The sequence below is a fragment of the Shewanella colwelliana ATCC 39565 genome (assembly GCF_000518705.1).
GTDB lineage: Bacteria > Pseudomonadota > Gammaproteobacteria > Enterobacterales > Shewanellaceae > Shewanella > Shewanella colwelliana.
In genome coordinates, this window is the sequence record NZ_JAEC01000045.1 from 1 (window position 1) to 19,229 (window position 19,229).

The following is a 19,229-nucleotide window of genomic DNA, read 5'->3' on the forward strand; positions in this document are numbered from 1 at the left end:
CCGAAGGAATAGATAGAGCCAAACGCGATGGAAGAAACGCCTAATTTATGATAGCTTGAAGGCACTTGCTAAGGCTCGTAAAGCGAAGCTTTTAAGAGACCTGCAATTGACTTCAAGTAAAGCAGCGATGCTTCCCTCACGCCGCAGGGGGCATCAATTAAGCCCCAAGGGCATGGAATATAAACTCACGGATTGAGTAGCGATAACCTCCTCTCTCCGAAAGTAAAGAACAAGCCGTTTCACGAGACCTTCGGCTCGTGAACCACGATCGTTATGTGCCAATGTAGCTTCAAGGATTGAGTATAAAAATGAGTGATGTTTTAGTCTTTAAACTCAGAAAGGAAGACGGGTATTTTGATGCGTCTGAATTAAACGATTCAGATTTATCTAGAATACCTAGTGATGTTGTTTCTCTTTCGCTTGAAAACGCTCAAATAACTGATATTGGTATTTCAAATTTACCTTTCTTAAATAAAGTAAGGTGTATCGATCTCGACTCTACCTTAATCACAGATAAATCGATGGAAATCATTACTCAATTCAAAACTCTCGAAGAGTTATGGATCGAGGATCTAAAAATAACCGATCATGGTTTTAGGCTATTGGCATTGTTGCCAAACCTGAAATATGTTTCACTTTGGGATACTGAAGTATCTGACGAAGCTTATAATTATGTTAAAAACAAGCTTCCTAACTTAAAATCAGAGGGTTAGGCACATAACAAGCCACTCAAGCAGGACAAAAAACAGTTGGTTTTTGCTCCTTCGTCGCTTATTTTAACCAACTATTTTTTGCCTCTTAGTGGGGCGTTACCGTATATCAGCTTGCCATTCTTTCCCTAATAATAATCATCACTTTAAGAGCTTTGACTCTAACCAATTTCTGTCCAAAAGCTTCTCACAAGGTCAAACCGAAGAAATAGATAACTCGGTGTAGGTGCGGCTGTGACCTTTCGTGACATGGCCGCTCTCTGACATCCATGTCATCGCGGCATTTGTGAATCCATTCACGTCAGATGTCACGGCAGAGTCTACAGGGAACGTACTTGCGGCGTGTCACAGAAGTACCGGCACGAATAGCCTGCTGCAAGCAATTCAAAACCATGAAAGTCAACGCTACCGTCAGCGAAATAAAAACCAATACAGCCAAATGCTACAAGCCAAAAATGCCAACACCTTCATTGTTCGAAGGCCTGTGTCCACCTATGTACTGGCATTGAAAACCGCGATAGAGCTAAAAGTCTAAACTGTAATTGGGCGGTTTTTTTGTACATTTTGTTCACATTCAAGCTCGACCTTAGTCTAATGCACTGTATTATCAATACACTTACTTTACGTTGGCGTAAACTCATATCGCATTGTTTTTATATGGTTTTGTTGTTTACGTCTTGCGCCTTTACGTTGGCGTTAGACTAAGGTCGCGATTGTTGTTAAGCCTGTGCTTGCTAGATTAATCCCTGACTTAATAATAATCAGCACAGGGGAGTCGCAATAATGGCTTTTGAAAATAACGAAAAGGCAGCAGGTTACTGGCGTGAGAATTTACGTCTAGTAATTGGACTGCTAGCAATTTGGGCTGCAGTGTCATTTGGCTGCGGTATTTTATTGGTTGATGTACTAAATGAAATCCACTTCATGGGCTTCAAGTTGGGCTTCTGGTTTGCTCAGCAGGGCGCTATGTATGTATTCGTTGCACTTATTTTTGTCTATGTGGCCAAGGCCAATGCATTAGACAAAAAATACAATGTTCATGAAGATTAAGGAGCAATGAGATGGATGTTCAAACATTAACCTATTTAATCGTTGGGTTTACTTTTGCCCTCTATATTGGGATCGCAATTTGGTCTCGTGCTGGTTCAACTAAAGAATTTTATGTAGCAGGTGGCGGTGTTCACCCAGTGATGAACGGTATGGCAACAGCGGCAGACTGGATGTCTGCGGCGTCATTTATTTCATTGGCGGGTATTGTGTCATTTGTGGGTTATGACGGTTCAGTTTACTTGATGGGCTGGACGGGTGGTTATGTATTGCTTGCGCTCTGTATGGCTCCTTACTTACGTAAGTTTGGCAAGTTTACCGTGCCAGACTTTATTGGTGACCGTTACTATTCTCAAGCGGCACGTACAGTAGCCGTTGTCTGTGCCATCTTTATCTGTTTCACCTATATTGCTGGTCAAATGCGTGGTGTGGGCGTTGTGTTCTCTCGCTTCTTAGAAGTTGAGGTGGAAACGGGCGTATACATTGGTATGGCCGTGGTGTTCTTCTATGCCGTACTCGGTGGTATGAAAGGCATTACCTATACGCAGGTTGCACAATACTGTGTGTTAATTTTTGCTTTCATGGTGCCAGCAATCTTTATCTCAGTGATGATGACAGGTCACGTGTTACCACAAATTGGTTTCGGTGCTGAGTTAATTGACGCGGCGGGCAATGGCACTGGGGTCTATCTGCTTGATAAGCTTGATGGGCTGTCGGCTGAACTCGGCTTCTCTCAGTACACTGAAGGCTCTAAGAGCATGATTGATGTGTTCTTTATTACTGGTGCATTGATGTTTGGTACTGCAGGTCTGCCGCACGTTATCGTTCGTTTCTTCACTGTACCTAAGGTGAAAGATGCGCGTGTATCTGCGGGTTGGGCGTTAGTTTTCATTGCCATTATGTATACTACGATTCCTGCTCTGGCTGCGTTCTCTCGTGTAAATATGATTGAAACCATCAATGGTCCAGAGTCGACAGGTGTTGCTTATGAAACGGCACCAGAGTGGATTAAAAACTGGGAAAAGACGGGTCTGATTAAGTGGGACGATAAGAATGCCGATGGCAAGATTTACTATGCTAAAGGTGATACCAATGAGATGAAGATTGACCGCGATATCATGGTACTTGCGACGCCTGAAATTGCAAATCTTCCAGCATGGGTGATTGCATTGGTGGCGGCTGGTGGTCTAGCGGCTGCGCTATCAACCTCTGCAGGTCTGTTATTGGTTATCTCTACTTCGGTATCTCATGATCTGTTGAAGAAAAACTTTATGCCTGATATCTCCGATAAGAAGGAGCTGATGTTTGCGCGTATTGCTGCGGCACTGGGTATTGTGATGGCGGGTTACTTCGGTATCAATCCACCAGGCTTTGTGGCAGCGGTGGTTGCAATCGCCTTTGGCTTGGCTGCATCGTCTCTGTTCCCGGCCATTATCATGGGTATCTTCTCTAGAACCATGAACAAAGAGGGTGCTATTGCAGGTATGGTTATCGGTCTGTTATTTACCGCGAGCTACATTGTTTACTTCAAGTTTGTAAACCCTGCGGACAACAACCCTGCTAACTGGTTCTTGGGTATCTCTCCTGAAGGTATAGGTATGCTAGGTATGTTGGTTAACTTTGGTGTGGCATTCGTTGTCAGCAAGATGACCGCTGCGGTACCGCAAAATGTGGTTGATATGGTTGAGTCAATTCGTTTCCCGAAAGGGTCGGGTGAGGCGCACGATCATTAATACCTGACACAATACGTGTTTTATGGTGATAACAAAAAGGAGCGCTTGCGCTCCTTTTTGTTGCTTACAAAGTAGTGGTTTAATTTGCCTGCAGACGTAGGTATTAGCGAGATAAGTCATAAACTTGATGAGAATTAGCTTGATGGTAATGGATCCGATTGGTACTGAGCCGATTTCTCCATTAGAGTGAGGTATGCCCAATGTCGAGAATCAAGCTTTGGATCATAACCAAATCAGTGTAAATACCTTCAATAAGCTGGCACAAGTCTATCAAGACAAGTATATGGACATTCCCCTGTATCATGCCTCCTATGATGCCTTATGCGAGCGAATTTCCGCTAATGATAAGGTGCTCGATATCGCCTGCGGGCCAGGCAATATTAGTCGTTATCTGTTAGAACGCCTGCCAGATATCGACCTTTTAGGCTCTGATTTAGCGCCAAACATGGTTGAGCTTGCTCGGACTAATAATCCTGAAGGCGTTTTTGAGGTGATGGATTGCCGTGCAATTGCCCAACTCGGGCAACAGTTCGACGTCATTGTGTGCGGCTTTTGTCTGCCTTATCTCGATAGCGATGATACTCAGTTACTAATAAGGACCATGGCTGCGTGTTTGACTGATGGCGGCGTGCTGTACTTAAGCACCATGGAGGGGGATTATGCTGCTTCTGGCATGCAAACATCGAGCAGTGGGGATCAGGCGTTTATTCACTACCATGATGGCGACATGCTGACAGAGCAGCTGCATGTTAATGGCTTAAATGTTGTGTGGACTCATCGGCAAGATTATCCCGAACGTGGTGATGTGGATCTGTTTTTAATAGCCAAGAAGGGCGCCTAATTACGTGCGGGCTGGCCTTTAGTCGAATAGCATGAGATTACACGCTAACGTTATAGTGGTAGGGAATATGCTGATCTAAGAGAGAAAGTATGGACGCCAGTGAACTGCAACCCATTTCCCACTTTTTAAACCAATTGACCCCATTTGACAGCCTGTCGCCAGCGACCCTGGAGCGCTGCTGTCGTGCGCTAACGGTGGGCTATTATGGTAAGTCGTCAGTGTATGTGCCGCTAGATGAAGCACACCCGCAACTTTATATTGTTCGCAGTGGCGCCTTTGAGGTGCGCAGTGAAGATGGCGACTTGATTGATCGATTGGGTGATGGTGATTTCTTTGGTTTCCCGTCACTGCTCTCTGGCGATAAGGTTAGTAATCGAGTGCAAATATTAGAAGATGGTCTCGTTTATCATCTCGACCCCAATACCTTTAATCAGCTGCGGAGTGAGAGTCGTGAATTTGACCGATTCTTTAATCGTGCTTTTGCCAAAAGATTGCGCCATCAGAGCCGATTTAAAGCCAAAGAGCTGGGGTCTACCAACCGCGTCAGCAGTCTAATGTCTAAGCATCCGTTGACCATAGATATTAACGCTACCGTGACAGAGGCAGCTAAGCTGATGCGCGATGCGCGTGTTTCATCGGTATTGATTATAGACAACCAAAAGCTGGCGGGCATTCTAACGGATAGAGATCTGCGTAACCGCGTGTTGGCTGAGGGCTTGGACGGTTTATTACCTGTGCATCAAGCCATGACATGTGCCCCAACAACACTAGCCTCTAATGCGTTAGTTTTTGAGGCTATGCTATTGATGAGTCAACATAACATTCATCATCTGCCCATTATTGATGAGCAGCAGCCCGTTGGTGTGATCACTAGCACCGATATCTTACGCGGCCAAAGTTCTCAGCCGCTGTTGCTCATTGGCGAGATTGAGCGACAGCATGATCTGGACAGTCTGATCAGCGTGAGTAAACAGATCCCATTATTGCTGCAAAACCTCATTAGCGCCGATGCGCGCGCCGAAGAGATAGGCCGAGTGCTGACATCGGTGACTGATGCCCTGACACGTCGACTGATCCTATTAAACCAACAGATATTAGGTGAAGCGCCAATGCCTTTTTGTTGGTTGGCGTTTGGCTCCCAAGGCCGTCAAGATCAAGCCGCGTGCTCTGATCAAGACAATGGCTTACTGCTCGCCCACGAAATGGACGAATACGCTGAGGGGTATTTTGAGGCACTCACTAAGGCGGTGTGTGCGGGACTGGATAAATGCGGTTATGTGTATTGTCCTGGCGACATCATGGCGCAAAACCCTCAGTGGCGTATGACCTTAAAACAGTGGCAGACTAAATTTGATACTTGGGTGGTTCGTCCTGAGCCCAAGGCATTAATGCATGCCAGTATCTTTTTCGATATGCGCTGTGTATTTGGACCAACAAATTTGTTCGATAGCCTGCAAGACAATGTGCTTGAGTCAACCAAAGATAACGACATCTTTTTAGCGGGAATGGCGGCTAACTCATTACAGGTATCACCGCCGCTGGGTTTCTTTAAGAAATTTGTATTAGAGCGTGATGGCCAAGAAGTGAAGGGGATTGACCTGAAACATAAAGGCAATGCCTTGATTAATGATATCGCCCGCGTGTATGCGCTGTCTGCGGGGATCAAAGAGGTCAATACCGCCAAACGCATTCGATTATTAATGGAGCAAAATATCATTAATCGAAAAGATGCGCTGAATTTGGCTGACGCCCATGAGTTTATTGCACACATGAGGCTATCGAATCAAGGCTACCAATTTACCCATAATGAGCCGTTGAGCAACTTCCTTAAACCACAAAACCTGTCGTCGCTGGTAAGACATCAATTACGGGATGCTTTTAAGGTGGTGCATGATGCTCAGGCTGGCATAAAGCTCAAATTTACGCGGAGTTTTTAGCTTGCTGCACACTCAGGTATTAAAAAGCCGATTATGTTGGCGGGCATTTCGTAGCCATAAAGAGCAGCTTAAAAATTACTATCAGGCCTTACTGCCATTGTTGGATAAGCCGCTAAATCAAGTACCTATGGTAGCGGTGGATCTTGAGATGACCGGATTAGATGCAGCGTTCGACCAGATTTTGAGTATAGGCCTGGTGCCCATTAGAGATGGTCAGCTCGTTTTGGCTCAAGCCCAGCATAAATTGGTTAAGATTGATGGCAGCGTTGGTCAGAGTGCAACCATTCACGGTATTTTAGACAATCACCTGAAACAGGCATTAACACCTGAAGCAGCAATGGAATGGTTTCTTGAAGCCACCCTTGGCAAAGTGCTTGTTGCCCATCATGCACCACTGGATTTGGCATTTCTGCAAAATGGTTTAACCAGTTTACTGGGAGAGAAGGTCAGCCTTATTGCTATCGATACCTTAGCGGTTGAGCGTAAACGTCTGTTGCGTCAACATGAAGTACTTAAAGAGGGGAGTTTGCGTCTGGGGGCCTGCCGTGATCGTTACCACTTGCCAATTTACGCGGCGCACAATGCGCTAATTGATGCATTGGCCTGTGGTGAGTTACTGTTAGCGCAAGTTGCGTCAATTAGTGGCACAGAGCAGGTAAAGGCGGCTGAGTTGATCGGCTGATGCAGATTTGGTTACATTTATTTGATTTCGCTAATAGGGTAAATTGCCTATGTTATAAATTGGCTTATTAATTAGTTAAAGGTAACTATGGCATTACCCTTATTGTGGTTAGGCGGGGCGGCAATCGGTGCACTGGTGGTGGCCGATGAGCGTAACAAGCGCAAGGCCTTGCAGGTAGAGCGCCGATTGGGGCGAGCACCGGTTGAACCAAACGAGAAGCAGGCTAGTCCATTAACCCCCAGCGTTTGGCATAGCAGTGATGTAAAAGTTGCGCCCATGCCAGGTAGCATTGTCTGCTGTTTTGTTTTTGGTGTGATTGAGCACACTGGCATATGGTTAGGTGATGACTGCTTAGTGGAGCTTCACGGTTCTGGGCTTGTTAGGCCTATATCCTCAAAACGGTTTTTAGCCGGACGCACAGGCAGTCGTATTTTTCAAGCCTGCGATCATCAGCACCATCCCTTGATTGCCGATAAGGCCTTAGCTAGGGCCACAGCAAGCATCTATCAGTATCGTGACTATGATCTGTTTGACAATAACTGCCATCGTTATGTGTGGTCTTGTATGACAGGCGAAGAAGTGGCTATTTCAAGCTTTGACAAATTGAATAAAAAGCTCGGCAGCTACTTTAATCAGGCCATCTATTGGGATGAGATACGTTAACGGCAATAATCTTGGTGGCGTGTTTTTAAATCATCGTAAACAAAAAAACCGGCGAATGCCGGTTTTTTTGTTTGAGGCAACTTAGCCACAGAAGTGTTTTACTGCGCCTGCAACCAGCTCAATACCTGTTTGCTCACAAGGTGGCAGCTCTGCATCTGACTGATTGATTGGAGTGACGCGGTCGCCCCATTTAAAGAGTACGGCTGCCGAGGTTAATCCTGCACCAAATGCACAGGATAGGATGGTTTGATTAGGCTTAATCATCCCTTTCTCTAGCGCATCACATATTGCAATAGGAATTGTTGCCGCAGAAGTATTACCGTAGTTGGCGATATTAACGACCGCTTTCTCTTTAGGTATTTTCATGCGGTTAATCAGGGTATCGATTATGCGTTCATTGGCTTGATGAGGAATAACCCAATCCACTTCCTCTTTATCAACACCACATTTCTCAAGCACTTTAGTGCTGAGTTTACCCATTCCGGCAATGGCACGCTTGAAGATCTCTTGTCCATTAAACTCGATATAAAAATCTAATGAGGCAGCGTTGAATCTGTCCATTGCGGTACCGAAACCAGCCTTGAGGATATCACGACCCGCTGGATCGTTATTTAACTCATAACCTAATACGCCACCTGGTTGGTCAGTCGCTTCGACAACCACAGCGCCCGCGCCATCACCAAATAGCACGGCCGTTTCACGGCGTGACCAATCTAGATAGAAAGAGAGGCGCTCAGCACCAATCACCAATACTTTTTTTGATTGGCCACTTTTTATCTGAGAGCTGGCAAGGCCAAGCCCATATAAGAAGCCACTGCATGCAGCATTAATATCAAACGCCCCACAGCTCGCGCCAATGTTGGCTTGTACGGTAGAGGCAATGTTAGGAATTAATGTATCTGGGCTAGCCGTTGCTAAGATGATGAGATCTATGTCACTGCCTTCTAGTCCAGCTGCAGCCAGTGCGCGCTTGGCGGCGACAGATGCCAACTCTGATGTGTTGACATGGCTGATGTGGCGTTGGCTTATCCCTGTACGCGGCTTAATCCATTCATCTGATGTGTCGATAAAGGTGGCAAGGTCATGGTTGGTAAGCGTTGCTGGAGGTACACATTTTCCCCAGCCAGTAATGGTGGCGTACTGCATCTGATATTCTCTCAAAAATAATAAAGGCAGAACCAAAGCTCTGCCTTATCGAACTAATTTAATAAGCCTAGCAAGAAGTTGACCAGTCGACCGTGACCTAGTCCACTTGTTGAGCAACTAGCTCACGAATTGCGGCTGCTGCATGTAATATGTGATCTTTTAATAATACGATCGCTTTATCAATCTGCTGGGTCTTACAATAGTCTAGCAGATCTCGGTGATCTTGTGCCGCGCGAGGAATACCCCCTGCGAGCAGGAGTTGCAGACGGATATAACGGTCACAATTGGTGTTTAAACCATGCACCACTTCCAGCGTGTGAGGGCGGTTTGCGGCTTGATAAAGGCAGGTGTGGAACTTGGTATTGAGTTCGCTCCAACTGCTTACCGCATCTTCCTCTTTGAAGGCGGCTTCAAGTTCATTTAAGTAACCTTCAGCTTGTTCCAATAGCTCATCGGTAATATTGGGAATAGCCTTGGCCAACAGGTCGGTTTCAATGAGGGCACGCAGTTCAAAAAGCTCAGTGACTTGTTCTACTGATAGTTCAGTTGCCGTCGCACCTTTATGGGCTTCAAACTTAACTAGCCCTTCAGCTTCAAGTTGCAGTAATGCTTCTCTAACTGGAATACGACTTACATTTAGCGCTTCGGCTAATGCGCTTTGACGCAATGGTTCACCAGCGGCAATTTCGCCAGAGAGGATTTTCTCTCTTAAGACTTCAACTACAACTTGTGTGCGTGTTTTATGAACGATTGGCGTTGTTCGGCTCATAGTTTCCGTTATGTCTATTCGTTATTATATGTGATCCGCATAAGATTACCGCTTATAACACTATAAATAAAGGGAAACCGTGGTTTCCCTTATATAAAATGTGTCTTCTAAAATTGCTGCAGCTTGGGGTGTCCATCTTGAAGCTGCTGAGGTAGCAGTGCTGCGGGCATATTCTGATAACAGATAGGCCGTTGGAATCTTGTGATTGCCGCGCTACCAACAGAGGTACTACGACCATCGGTGCTGGCGGGATAAGGTCCACCATGGTTCATCGAATGGCATACCTCAACACCGGTCGGCATTTGATTGAAAATTAAACGACCGACACTATAACTAACCGCTTCAATCAGTGTTTGTGCCGAAGCCAATTCTGCCGTCGTGCCATGAATGGTTGCGGTTAACTGTCCCTCGAGTTGCTCAGCCAACGCTTGCAGCTGCTCCGCATCATCGCATTTAACGACGACAGCACATGGACCAAACACTTCCTGTTGCAGGGCTGGCGTTGCCAAATATTGAGTTGCACTGACACTAATTGCGATAGGGCGAGTCTGGTGACTTGCCTCTGCTGCGCCACCTTGAGCGATGAGCGTGGCAGTGCTATCGCTGAGTAAGGCGTCAACTTGTGCCTGATAGGTTGCGGCAATCCCTGGGGTTAACATAGCGCTGGCTGCTTGCTCAGCAATGCTGGTGGCCATGGTTGCAACATAGCGATCTAGGGCTTCCCCCTTAGTCGCAATAATAAGCCCTGGGCTGGTACAAAATTGTCCATGACCCATCATCATTGATTGTACTTGGGTTGTGGCTAACTGTTCTGCCTGCTCAGCCAATATGGCTGGTAAAAGAAACTGAGGGTTCGTTGACCCTAGTTCACCATAGAAGGGGATTGGCTCTGAGCGCGCCGCACAAAGATCGGCCAAGATACGACCCACCTTTAACGAACCTGTAAAACCCACGGCCTTAATTTGCGGTGCGTTAACTAATGCGGTGGATGTTTGTGGCTGACCGCCTTGAATGAGATTGAACACCCCAGCAGGCATATCACATTGTGTGATGGCATTAGCGATAGCACGGGTGACTAACTCACTGGTAGCAGGGTGAGCGGGATGGCCTTTTACAATAACAGGACATCCCGCCGCCAATGCTGAGGCGGTGTCGCCGCCAGCGGTCGAGAACGCCAGCGGAAAATTGGAGGCACCAAATACAGCCACAGGACCAAGGGGCAATACACCTAAACGCGTATCGGCTTTAGGGAGAGGTTGTCGCTCAGGGTTCGCCAAATCAGCAACAAAGTGCTCAATAGGCTCACGTAAGTTTGCAGCAAATAGACGCAGCTGACCGCAGGTTCTGCCTGTCTCACCTTGCAGGCGCATCATCGGCAGGCCAGTTTCAAGGTGGGCGGTTTGGGTAATGGCTTCAATATCGGTTTCGATATTGCTGGCGATGGTCTCTAAGAATTGGGCGCGCTGTGCTGGCGTTGTACTGCGATAACTCGTGAACGCCTGTTTGGCTGCAAGGGCTGCGGCATTGACCTCTTCGGGTGTCGCTTCGGCAAATGTCCAATTGAGAGGTTGGTTCGTTACAGGGTTAAAACTGCTAAATTGCGCTGCTTGGCCACACCATTGACCGTTTATGTAATGCTGTCCGCTCAGTTGAATGTCTGTTTGCTGTGTCATTATATTGTCCTAATTCTATGTTGGGCTAAATCCGTATTGGTCTATACCACTTGAAAGCCAAAGGCGTAGGGGTCGTCGTCATCAACGGTGATCGCGTTTTGACCTATGATGCGAGCCCAACCTTGAATACTTGGCATGATCCCTTCAAATTCGCCGACTTTTACGGCACTCTCGATTCGACCAATGAACTGACTACCGATAATGCTTTCGTGGGTGTATTGAGAGCCTACTTTTAATTCGCCTCTGGCGTAGAGTTGGGCAAGACGGGTGCTAGTGCCTGTACCGCAAGGTGACCTATCTATCGCTTTGTCGCCACAAAATACGGCATTGGCACCGTTTGAGCCTTCGCTAATGGTATCGCCTGTCCAAAGCACATGAGAGACGCCATTGACGGTGGGGTCGTTAGGATGTACGCAGACCAATTGTTCGTGCGCTATCTGACGTACGATGGGGCTCCAATGCAGTATGTCACCCGCACTCCAGTGGCGTAATCCAGGAAAGTTCTGTTGCGGGTCGACAATGGCGTAGTAGTTACCGCCGTAGGATACGTCAATCTTTAAGGTGCCAAGACCTGGGATATCAAGTATTACATCTTGATGAGCGAGGTAGGCAGGCACATTATATATTTTAACCCAATCAACCTTTTGACCTGTTTGTTGGTAGTCAATATTAATCTGGCCGGCGGGGACATCTATGGTTAATTTACCTGGCGTTTTAGCACACAGAAGACCTGACTCGATGGCTGCGGTGATCGTGCCTATTGTGCCGTGACCACACATGGGTAAGCAGCCACTTGTTTCTATGAAGAGAATGGACGCGTCAGCGTTGTCGCTGCAGGGTGGATAAAGAAAGGCACCAGACATCATGTCGTGGCCTCTAGGTTCAAACATCAGCGCTTTACGAATCCAGTCGTATTCGTTTAAGAAATGCTGACGCTTTTCGCTCATATTGCGTCCCTTAAGGTCCGGATGGCCACTGGTGACCAAACGGACAGGGTTACCGCAAGTATGAGCATCGACGCAAAAGTAAGTTCCTTTTAACATCTATGCCATACTCCGAAGTCGTTAGTTGACGTTGTATTTGTCAAGATCGATACGTGTTGCCATGGCGTTGGCAATCACTTGCTCAACGTAGGCACGCTCTTTACCCACCAATGTCATGCGCGGTAGACGCACATTTTCGTTGCCACGGCCAACAATTTGCTCTGCAAATTTAATGCATTGAACCAAGGTTGGAATGGTATCTAAGCGTAGCAAAGGCATGAACCAGCGATAGATCTCACGTGCTTCTTCAATACGGCCTTCACGGGCGAGTTTAAATAGGGTAACTGATTCGCGTGGGAAGACGTTAGTTAGACCTGAGATCCAGCCTGTTGCACCAAGTAGTAGGCTTTCTAGTGCGATATCGTCGACGCCGCAAAGGATGTTGAAACGATCGCCAAAACGGCTTTGAAGCTCAGTGAGACGGCGGGTATCAGTGGTCGACTCTTTGATCGCCACGATGTTTTCTTCTTCAGCTAAAATCGCAGTCATTTCAAGATTGATATCAACACCATAGCTTACTGGGTTGTTGTAGATCATGATTGGCAGTTTAGTTGCGCGAGCAACATATTGATAATGTGCAATCACCTCACGGTCAGTACCACGGTATACCATTGCAGGTAATAGCATAAGACCATCTACACCTAAGGTTTCGACATCTTGTGCATATTGGGCGGCTTGTTGCGCGGTGTTTTCGGTACAGCCAGACAACACTAAGATACGGCCCTTGACGGTTTCAACAGTATGCTTAATAAACTCACGCTTCTCTTCTGCACTCAATGAGGCGTTTTCACCTATAGTGCCCAGTGCAATGATGCCATCAATACCGTCGCTAATAAGGTCTTCTAACATTCTCGCATTTGATTCGTAATTAATAGACCCATCGTCATTGAATTGGGTTGAGATTGCTGGGAATACACCTTGCCAGTTTACTTTCATGTTATGACCTCTATAGATAAATCAGCGCAAATGACGCTTAAAAATTAGTATCAAATTTTGGATTTCCCCAAAAACTTATAGTATATTGTATACAATTCTTGGTTAAAGAAAACCCCTAGTTGTAATAATAGTTGTGAAATAGCATTTTTTGTCTACAAGCAAATACTATATATTGCATACAAATAATAAAAAAGAAGGTCTCGATGCATCTATTAGATTTAAGTCCAACTTGGCTGGATAAGTGTCAACAATTCACTACGCTTGACGCACACACCGAAGGTGAGCCATTGCGAATAATTACGTCGGGTTATCCAGAGATTGTTGGCGACACTATTTTAGAGAAGCGCCAGTATGTGACTGAGCATTTGGACCGCTATAGAAAACTATTGATGCACGAGCCAAGAGGGCATGCCGATATGTACGGCGCATTGCTGACGCCCCCAGTTACTGAAGGGGCAGACTTTGGTGTGTTGTTTTTGCACAATGATGGTTATAGCAGTATGTGCGGGCATGGAATTTTGGCCTTAGTAAAAGTGGCTGTTGAGACAGGTAACATAGAAGTAGGTTGTGAACGGAAAATAATAAAAATCGATGCGCCCGCAGGTTTGATCACAGCGAGTGCCTATCGCGACCAAACCGGTAAGCTGGTGGTGAGTTTTCACAACGTTCCCTCCTGGGCTGAAGCCCTTAATTGCTCCGTGACGGTCGAAGGGCTCGGTGAAGTCAATTACGACATAGGTTTTGGCGGCGCCTACTATGCGTATGTTGATGCTGATGCTTTAGGTATTAATTGCCGTGCCGAGAATGTGGCGCAGTTAATCGACTTAGGCCGGCGCATTAAACTGGCTGTAATGGCAGCTCACCCATTAGTTCATCCGCTAGAGCAGGATTTAAGTTTTCTTTATGGCACTATTTTTACTTCTAATGAAACCACCAACACAAGGTCTCATTCACGCCATGTATGTGTGTTTGCCGATGGTGAAGTAGACAGATCGCCAACGGGCACGGGGGTTGCCGGTCGTATTGCACTGCTAAGAGCGAAAGGCGAAGTGGCGCTGGGTGAGTGTTTACATATTGAAAGTATTGTCGATGGGTGTATGCAAGTGACTGCGATAGAGAAAACCGACTTTAACGGCAAGGCTGCCGTTATCGCCGAAGTCTCTGGGCGCTCTTTTATTACTGGGCGTCATCAATTTTTTGTTGATGGTGATGATCAGTTTCAAGATGGTTTTATGTTGCGTTAATGGCGAGCAAAATGGACAGTAAAATGAACCCAATTTCAGATAAAGAACGAGTAACTATTATCGGTGCTGGTGTTATCGGTCTCGCGAATGCTATCGCATTGCAGCAGGCGGGATTTAAGGTCACGCTTGTCGATAAAGAGGGTGTCGCTGCTGGTGCATCGTCGGGTAATGCCGGCCACTTTGCTACTGAGCAGGTATTTCCACTTGCCGACCCTGCGATGCTAATCAAGTTACCAGGGATGCTACTTGACCCCCTTGGGCCATTTCGTATTCAACCCCGCTATTTTCATCGTGCGTTACCCTGGTTTATGCGTTTTCTACACAATATGTTGCCGAGTAAACGATGGACGAACAGCCAAGGGATTAAAGCCCTCAATCAACAGAGTATCGCAGCATGGCAGGCCTTGGTTAAAACGTGTCAGTGTGAATCATTACTGACATTGAATGGCAGCTTGTTGGTTTTTGAAACGACGCCTTACGATGTGATTCAAAAAACTTATGATAGCTATGCCGATGCTGGCGTGACAGTAAAACTAATAAGTGGTCATGATGCGAGGTTATTGGAACCCGATCTCAGCGAAAATGTCTCTTATGCGCTCTATTTTACTGACGTTGGTCACACTGAAGACCCTACCGCGCTGTGTGAGGCGCTAGCCAATACTTTTATTGAGCGAGGTGGTGAACTACTGCTTGAAACCGTCAACAGTGTGACAAGCAATGATACTGCGCAAATTCAGGTTGAAACTGCAGCGGGGAGCCAAATTATCACTGACAAGGTACTGCTCTGCACTGGGGCTTGGTCTAAACCTTTGGCTAAACAACTGGGGTTTTCTGTGCCATTGGAAACGGAGCGCGGCTATCATTTGATGATGCCGCAAAAGAGCCGTTTATCAAGGCCCGTTGCCTCGTTTGAGCGAAAGTTTATAATCACGCCGATGGCCCAAGGCACACGGCTAGCGGGTACGGTTGAATTTGGCGGATTAGTGGCGCCATTAGTGGCAGCCAGAGCTGACTGCTTGCTACCTCATGCCAAGGCACTGTTACCAGAGGTGTTGGCTAGCGCTAAGATTGAAGATGGGCAGCGCTGGATGGGATTTAGGCCATCTATGCCTGATAGTTTACCTGTCGTGGGACGCTCGCCTAAGCATGCAAATGTTTTTTTCTCTTTTGGTCATCAGCATCTCGGACTGACTTGGGCGGCGATAAGCGCTCAGTTACTGACTCAACAAGTGACAGATGTTGAAACCGATATCGCGATGCATCCATATAGGATAGAAAGATTTGGCTAGTGCTAGGCAGTGTTAAATGTTCGACGAACAGTTCGAGTGGGTGGTGAGGCAAGAGACGAAATCTAATGATTTCGTCTTTTTTGTGTGGTTGCTCAATGCCAATCGACAGTGTAATCAGGCCTTCTTCAGGCTAAGCTATCCTCTGTGTTTTAATTGGCTATGTTTTATGGAAAATATTAATCAGTTGGTAAACCAGCTAAAAGCTTGCCGAGAATGTGCAGAGCTGTTGCCGAAAGAGGCGAGGCCAATTGTACAAATTTCACCTAAGGCCAGAATTGTTATTGCTGGGCAAGCGCCTGGCGCAGCCGCTAATAAAAGTGGCATTGCGTTTGATGACGCAAGTGGTGCACGGTTACGTGAGTGGCTGGGTGTGACCAAGGCGCAGTTTTATGATGAAAACCTGTTCGCGATATTACCGATGGCTTTTTGTTATCCAGGTAAAGGTAAAAGTGGCGATCTGCCACCGATAAAAGTCTGTGCCGATAAGTGGCGAGAAAAATTACTGGCGCAACTCACTAACGTCGAACTCACACTTGTTATTGGGCAATACGCACAAGATTACTATTTTAATAATAAGCAAACGGTGACAGAGCGCGTTAGCAACTGGGCTAGCAGCGGTGACAGCATGCTTGCGCTGCCCCATCCTAGTCCACGAAATAACATCTGGTTAAAGCGTCACCCTTGGTTTGAGTTAGCACTGCTGCCGCAAGTGCAGCAACGGATGGCTAGGATATTAGGTTAGGGCTATTGCAATATGTATGGCTATAGCGTGAACAAGCCAGTGCCGCTGGTTACTAGGAGTACAGCGGCAGCGCTATTCAGTTGTATTAAACCAGATGAAACGATGCCAGCATTCACTTATTCGTCGCTATTCATCATAGCTTCAATCGCTGCAATGGTACGAGGCACTGCAGCAGACAAGTTTTCATGACCCTCTAGGGTGACGAGAATGTCATCTTCGATCCTAATACCCATGCCACGATATTCCTGCGGTACATCATCAAAGGATTCTGGAATATAGATCCCAGGTTCGATGGTGAATATCATGCCTGTAGCTAATGTTCGCCACTGGCCATTGTCATCATGGTATGGGCCAACATCATGAACATCCATGCCTAACCAGTGCCCCGTTTTATGCACAGTAAAGCGCTTATAACTTTGCGTTGCCATCACCTCTTCAATGCTACCTTGCAGCAGACCCGTCTCTAAAAGTCCCTCGGCCATCACACGCATACAGGTATCATAGAGGGTATTCCAAGCTGTGCCGGGTTTTACTTGAGCGATGGCAGCATCTAGTGCGTTAAGAACAATTTGGTAGATAGTGGCTTGGGCAGCACTGAACTTACCGTTTACTGGGTAGCTGCGAGTGATATCTGAAGCATAATGATTCAGCTCTGCACCGGCATCGATTAACAGCATTTGCCCAGACAGGGTTTGGCTACAGTTTTCCTCGTAATGTAAGCAGCATGCATTGTTACCGGATGCGACGATATTAGGGTAGGCCACTTCGTTAGCACCGTGCTTGGCAATCTCATAATTAAAGCGAGCAGCCAATTGCGCTTCATTGATGCTCGGCTTGCAAGCGCGCATCACCGCGACATGACCATCAATAGAGGCGGCCACGGCGGCTTTAATCGCGCGTTGCTCTATGGCATCTTTTATTACTCTTAACGGATGCAAAATTTTAGCTAATGGGGTAATGGTGCGATAACACTTTGGTGTATCAAAGGAGGTGCTGGTTCGCTGTAGATTACTCCATGAAATAATTTTATCGTTGAATCGACCAAGTTCATCACTGATGAACAGATGATGCTGATGAGTTAACTGTTCGCCTATCACGGTTTCCAATTCAGCGATATCATAGGCGGCAGTAGCCCCATACTTTGTTACGGCTCCTTCAACTCCTGCTCGTTCACCGAAACTCACCTCTTGAGCCGAGTCTTTAGGGCGACACAATAAGGTGTAATGAATCTGATCATGGCTATCTTTATATAGCAACGCGACCGCATCGGGTTCATTAAAACCAGTCAGATAGAGAAAATCGTTGTCTTGACGAAAATGATACTTGATATTTTTACTGCGAACTTTTTGCTGATAGCCAGCAAGTAGCACAAAACTGTCGTCAGGTAATGCATTCATTAGTGCATGTCGGCGTTGGTCATAGAGTGATGTCATCGAAATGGCTCTTATCTAATCAGAATAACGAATACTATATTTGTATATTTTATTCACCGCTAGCAAAGTTTGACATATTTACTGATTCTGCGGTGCAATTTACTGATTCTGGTGTGATAATAACGCCAGATTTTTTACGTTGACCTAATTTGGGGTATTTCCTGTGAATCCTGCTGTATTCCTAGATAGAGATGGTGTGATCAATATAGACCATGGCTATGTCCATCAAGTTGATGACTTTGAATATGTAGAAGGCGTATTTGAAGCCTGTGTCGCGTTAAAGCAGATGGGATATAAACTCGCTGTTGTGACGAATCAATCTGGTATCGCAAGAGGGCTCTATAGTGAAGATCAATTTCACACATTGACTGAGTGGATGGATTGGAACTTTGCTGACAAAGGGGTTGAGCTTGACGGTATCTATTATTGTCCGCACCACAGTGAGAAAGGGCTTGGTGAATACAAAATAGACTGTGATTGCCGTAAGCCCAAACCTGGCATGCTTAATAGTGCGGCACAGTTTTTAAAGCTTGATCTGACTCAGTCAGTAATGGTGGGCGATAAGCGCGATGATATGTTGGCGGCTCAGGCCGCTGGCGTGCCTACACGCATTTTAGTGCGTACAGGTAAAGAGGTGACCGATGAGGCAATTGCTGCAGCGACCGTTGTTTTAGACTCAATTGCTGACGTACCCGCTTACTTAAAGTCGCTTTGATTACTACTATTAAGTAAAAGGCTCCCCAAATGGGTGCATAATAGACGGTTTGTTTAACATTTGAGCGTTTGAGTGCTTTTGGGAAAACAATCGAATAAAAGGGGTTGACGCAAGCTGCATAATACGTAGAATACGCAGCCCTAGCCACTTGGAACTACCGAGATGTGCTAACGCTCTTTAACAATTTATCAAGTAATCTGTGTGGACACTCACAGGTGTTGAGTTATTCGAAATTGCTTTTCTGTCTTCGGATGTAAAGCAATCAAAAATTTTACTCAATGTAAGATGAGTGTTCATAGCAATATGTACAACACGTTAGAGATTCTTCCGAGTCTTTAATGTGGAATCAGAATTCATTGAGCCGAAGCTTTTAGCTTCAAAAAAACTTTAATTGAAGAGTTTGATCATGGCTCAGATTGAACGCTGGCGGCAGGCCTAACACATGCAAGTCGAGCGGTAACAGGAATTAGCTTGCTAATTTGCTGACGAGCGGCGGACGGGTGAGTAATGCCTAGGGAACTGCCCAGTCGAGGGGGATAACAGTTGGAAACGACTGCTAATACCGCATACGCCCTACGGGGGAAAAGAGGGGACCTTCGGGCCTTCTGCGATTGGATGTACCTAGG

Annotated in this window: 18 protein-coding genes and 1 rRNA gene; 13 read left to right on the plus strand and 6 right to left on the minus strand. The window is 46.3% G+C overall.

The window, feature by feature from the left end:
* Nucleotides 1-308 precede the first annotated feature (308 nt).
* The 8 genes from L876_RS0115915 to L876_RS0115950 all read left to right on the plus strand — a co-directional run bounded on the left by L876_RS0115915 (nucleotide 309) and on the right by L876_RS0115950 (nucleotide 7,613).
* Nucleotides 309-713: a hypothetical protein gene (locus L876_RS0115915; protein WP_028764704.1), complete on the plus strand. Its 405-nt coding sequence runs from the start codon at nucleotides 309-311 to the stop codon at nucleotides 711-713.
* A 241-nt stretch (nucleotides 714-954) separates the two neighbouring features.
* On the plus strand, nucleotides 955-1,245 hold the full coding sequence (locus tag L876_RS0115920; RefSeq protein ID WP_028764705.1) for a hypothetical protein: 291 nt from the start codon (nucleotides 955-957) through the stop codon (nucleotides 1,243-1,245).
* 248 nt (nucleotides 1,246-1,493) lie between these two features.
* A complete protein-coding gene (locus L876_RS0115925; RefSeq protein ID WP_028764706.1) occupies nucleotides 1,494-1,760 on the plus strand; it encodes a DUF4212 domain-containing protein in 267 nt (88 codons plus the stop codon).
* Between the two features lie 11 nt (nucleotides 1,761-1,771).
* A complete protein-coding gene (locus tag L876_RS0115930; protein WP_028764707.1) occupies nucleotides 1,772-3,490 on the plus strand; it encodes a sodium:solute symporter family protein in 1,719 nt (572 codons plus the stop codon).
* A gap of 193 nt (nucleotides 3,491-3,683) precedes the next feature.
* Nucleotides 3,684-4,331, plus strand: a complete 648-nt coding sequence (locus tag L876_RS0115935) for a class I SAM-dependent methyltransferase (protein ID WP_245686932.1) — start codon at nucleotides 3,684-3,686, stop codon at nucleotides 4,329-4,331.
* 89 nt (nucleotides 4,332-4,420) lie between these two features.
* Entirely contained in the window at nucleotides 4,421-6,268 is a 1,848-nt protein-coding gene (locus L876_RS0115940) for a DUF294 nucleotidyltransferase-like domain-containing protein (RefSeq protein WP_028764709.1), read from the plus strand.
* Between the two features lie 4 nt (nucleotides 6,269-6,272).
* Nucleotides 6,273-6,950, plus strand: coding sequence for an exonuclease domain-containing protein (locus tag L876_RS0115945; protein WP_028764710.1), 678 nt, complete (start codon nucleotides 6,273-6,275; stop codon nucleotides 6,948-6,950).
* 87 nt (nucleotides 6,951-7,037) lie between these two features.
* Nucleotides 7,038-7,613, plus strand: a complete 576-nt coding sequence (locus tag L876_RS0115950) for a lecithin retinol acyltransferase family protein (RefSeq protein WP_028764711.1) — start codon at nucleotides 7,038-7,040, stop codon at nucleotides 7,611-7,613.
* Nucleotides 7,614-7,694: 81 nt separating this feature from the next.
* On the opposite strand, the gene L876_RS0115955 is transcribed toward L876_RS0115950, so the two are convergent.
* The 5 genes from L876_RS0115955 to dapA form a co-directional block, all read right to left on the minus strand.
* Nucleotides 7,695-8,759 (minus strand): ketoacyl-ACP synthase III, encoded by a 1,065-nt coding sequence (locus L876_RS0115955; protein ID WP_028764712.1) that lies wholly within the window; start codon nucleotides 8,757-8,759, stop codon nucleotides 7,695-7,697.
* Between the two features lie 97 nt (nucleotides 8,760-8,856).
* Nucleotides 8,857-9,528, minus strand: coding sequence for a GntR family transcriptional regulator (locus tag L876_RS0115960; RefSeq protein ID WP_028764713.1), 672 nt, complete (start codon nucleotides 9,526-9,528; stop codon nucleotides 8,857-8,859).
* Nucleotides 9,529-9,635: 107 nt separating this feature from the next.
* The gene (locus L876_RS0115965; protein WP_028764714.1) at nucleotides 9,636-11,201 is read right to left on the minus strand and encodes an aldehyde dehydrogenase (NADP(+)); all 1,566 of its coding nucleotides are present in this window, start codon (nucleotides 11,199-11,201) and stop codon (nucleotides 9,636-9,638) included.
* Between the two features lie 41 nt (nucleotides 11,202-11,242).
* Nucleotides 11,243-12,244 carry a 4-hydroxyproline epimerase gene (locus tag L876_RS0115970; protein ID WP_028764715.1) on the minus strand — a complete coding sequence of 334 codons (1,002 nt, stop codon included), beginning with the start codon at nucleotides 12,242-12,244 and terminating at the stop codon, nucleotides 11,243-11,245.
* A gap of 21 nt (nucleotides 12,245-12,265) precedes the next feature.
* Nucleotides 12,266-13,180, minus strand: coding sequence for a 4-hydroxy-tetrahydrodipicolinate synthase (gene dapA / locus L876_RS0115975; RefSeq protein ID WP_028764716.1), 915 nt, complete (start codon nucleotides 13,178-13,180; stop codon nucleotides 12,266-12,268).
* 203 nt (nucleotides 13,181-13,383) lie between these two features.
* Between dapA and L876_RS0115980 the strand changes: the two genes are divergently transcribed.
* The 3 genes from L876_RS0115980 (at nucleotide 13,384) to L876_RS0115990 (ending at nucleotide 16,455) form a co-directional block, all read left to right on the plus strand.
* Entirely contained in the window at nucleotides 13,384-14,424 is a 1,041-nt protein-coding gene (locus tag L876_RS0115980) for a proline racemase family protein (protein WP_028764717.1), read from the plus strand.
* Nucleotides 14,425-14,435: 11 nt separating this feature from the next.
* Nucleotides 14,436-15,713 carry an NAD(P)/FAD-dependent oxidoreductase gene (locus L876_RS0115985; protein WP_051413162.1) on the plus strand — a complete coding sequence of 426 codons (1,278 nt, stop codon included), beginning with the start codon at nucleotides 14,436-14,438 and terminating at the stop codon, nucleotides 15,711-15,713.
* 166 nt (nucleotides 15,714-15,879) lie between these two features.
* Nucleotides 15,880-16,455 carry a uracil-DNA glycosylase family protein gene (locus L876_RS0115990; RefSeq protein WP_028764719.1) on the plus strand — a complete coding sequence of 192 codons (576 nt, stop codon included), beginning with the start codon at nucleotides 15,880-15,882 and terminating at the stop codon, nucleotides 16,453-16,455.
* A 116-nt stretch (nucleotides 16,456-16,571) separates the two neighbouring features.
* On the opposite strand, the gene L876_RS0115995 is transcribed toward L876_RS0115990, so the two are convergent.
* On the minus strand, nucleotides 16,572-17,888 hold the full coding sequence (locus L876_RS0115995) for an aminopeptidase P N-terminal domain-containing protein (protein ID WP_028764720.1): 1,317 nt from the start codon (nucleotides 17,886-17,888) through the stop codon (nucleotides 16,572-16,574).
* A 163-nt stretch (nucleotides 17,889-18,051) separates the two neighbouring features.
* Between L876_RS0115995 and gmhB the strand changes: the two genes are divergently transcribed.
* Nucleotides 18,052-18,603: a D-glycero-beta-D-manno-heptose 1,7-bisphosphate 7-phosphatase gene (gene gmhB, locus L876_RS0116000; RefSeq protein ID WP_028764721.1), complete on the plus strand. Its 552-nt coding sequence runs from the start codon at nucleotides 18,052-18,054 to the stop codon at nucleotides 18,601-18,603.
* A gap of 388 nt (nucleotides 18,604-18,991) precedes the next feature.
* A 16S ribosomal RNA gene (locus L876_RS0116005) occupies nucleotides 18,992-19,229 on the plus strand; the annotation flags it as partial.

Coding starts and splice junctions, on each gene's coding strand:
- L876_RS0115990 (WP_028764719.1), top strand. CDS start 15,880: ATGGAAAATATTAATCAGTTGGTAAACCAGCTAAAAGCTTGCCGAGAA.
- L876_RS0115950 (WP_028764711.1), top strand. CDS start 7,038: ATGGCATTACCCTTATTGTGGTTAGGCGGGGCGGCAATCGGTGCACTG.
- L876_RS0115940 (WP_028764709.1), top strand. CDS start 4,421: ATGGACGCCAGTGAACTGCAACCCATTTCCCACTTTTTAAACCAATTG.
- dapA (WP_028764716.1), bottom strand. CDS start 13,180: ATGAAAGTAAACTGGCAAGGTGTATTCCCAGCAATCTCAACCCAATTC.
- L876_RS0115935 (WP_245686932.1), top strand. CDS start 3,684: ATGCCCAATGTCGAGAATCAAGCTTTGGATCATAACCAAATCAGTGTA.
- L876_RS0115960 (WP_028764713.1), bottom strand. CDS start 9,528: ATGAGCCGAACAACGCCAATCGTTCATAAAACACGCACACAAGTTGTA.
- L876_RS0115965 (WP_028764714.1), bottom strand. CDS start 11,201: ATGACACAGCAAACAGACATTCAACTGAGCGGACAGCATTACATAAAC.
- L876_RS0115915 (WP_028764704.1), top strand. CDS start 309: ATGAGTGATGTTTTAGTCTTTAAACTCAGAAAGGAAGACGGGTATTTT.
- L876_RS0115955 (WP_028764712.1), bottom strand. CDS start 8,759: ATGCAGTACGCCACCATTACTGGCTGGGGAAAATGTGTACCTCCAGCA.
- L876_RS0115970 (WP_028764715.1), bottom strand. CDS start 12,244: ATGTTAAAAGGAACTTACTTTTGCGTCGATGCTCATACTTGCGGTAAC.
- L876_RS0115980 (WP_028764717.1), top strand. CDS start 13,384: ATGCATCTATTAGATTTAAGTCCAACTTGGCTGGATAAGTGTCAACAA.
- L876_RS0115985 (WP_051413162.1), top strand. CDS start 14,436: ATGGACAGTAAAATGAACCCAATTTCAGATAAAGAACGAGTAACTATT.
- L876_RS0115995 (WP_028764720.1), bottom strand. CDS start 17,888: ATGACATCACTCTATGACCAACGCCGACATGCACTAATGAATGCATTA.
- L876_RS0115930 (WP_028764707.1), top strand. CDS start 1,772: ATGGATGTTCAAACATTAACCTATTTAATCGTTGGGTTTACTTTTGCC.
- L876_RS0115925 (WP_028764706.1), top strand. CDS start 1,494: ATGGCTTTTGAAAATAACGAAAAGGCAGCAGGTTACTGGCGTGAGAAT.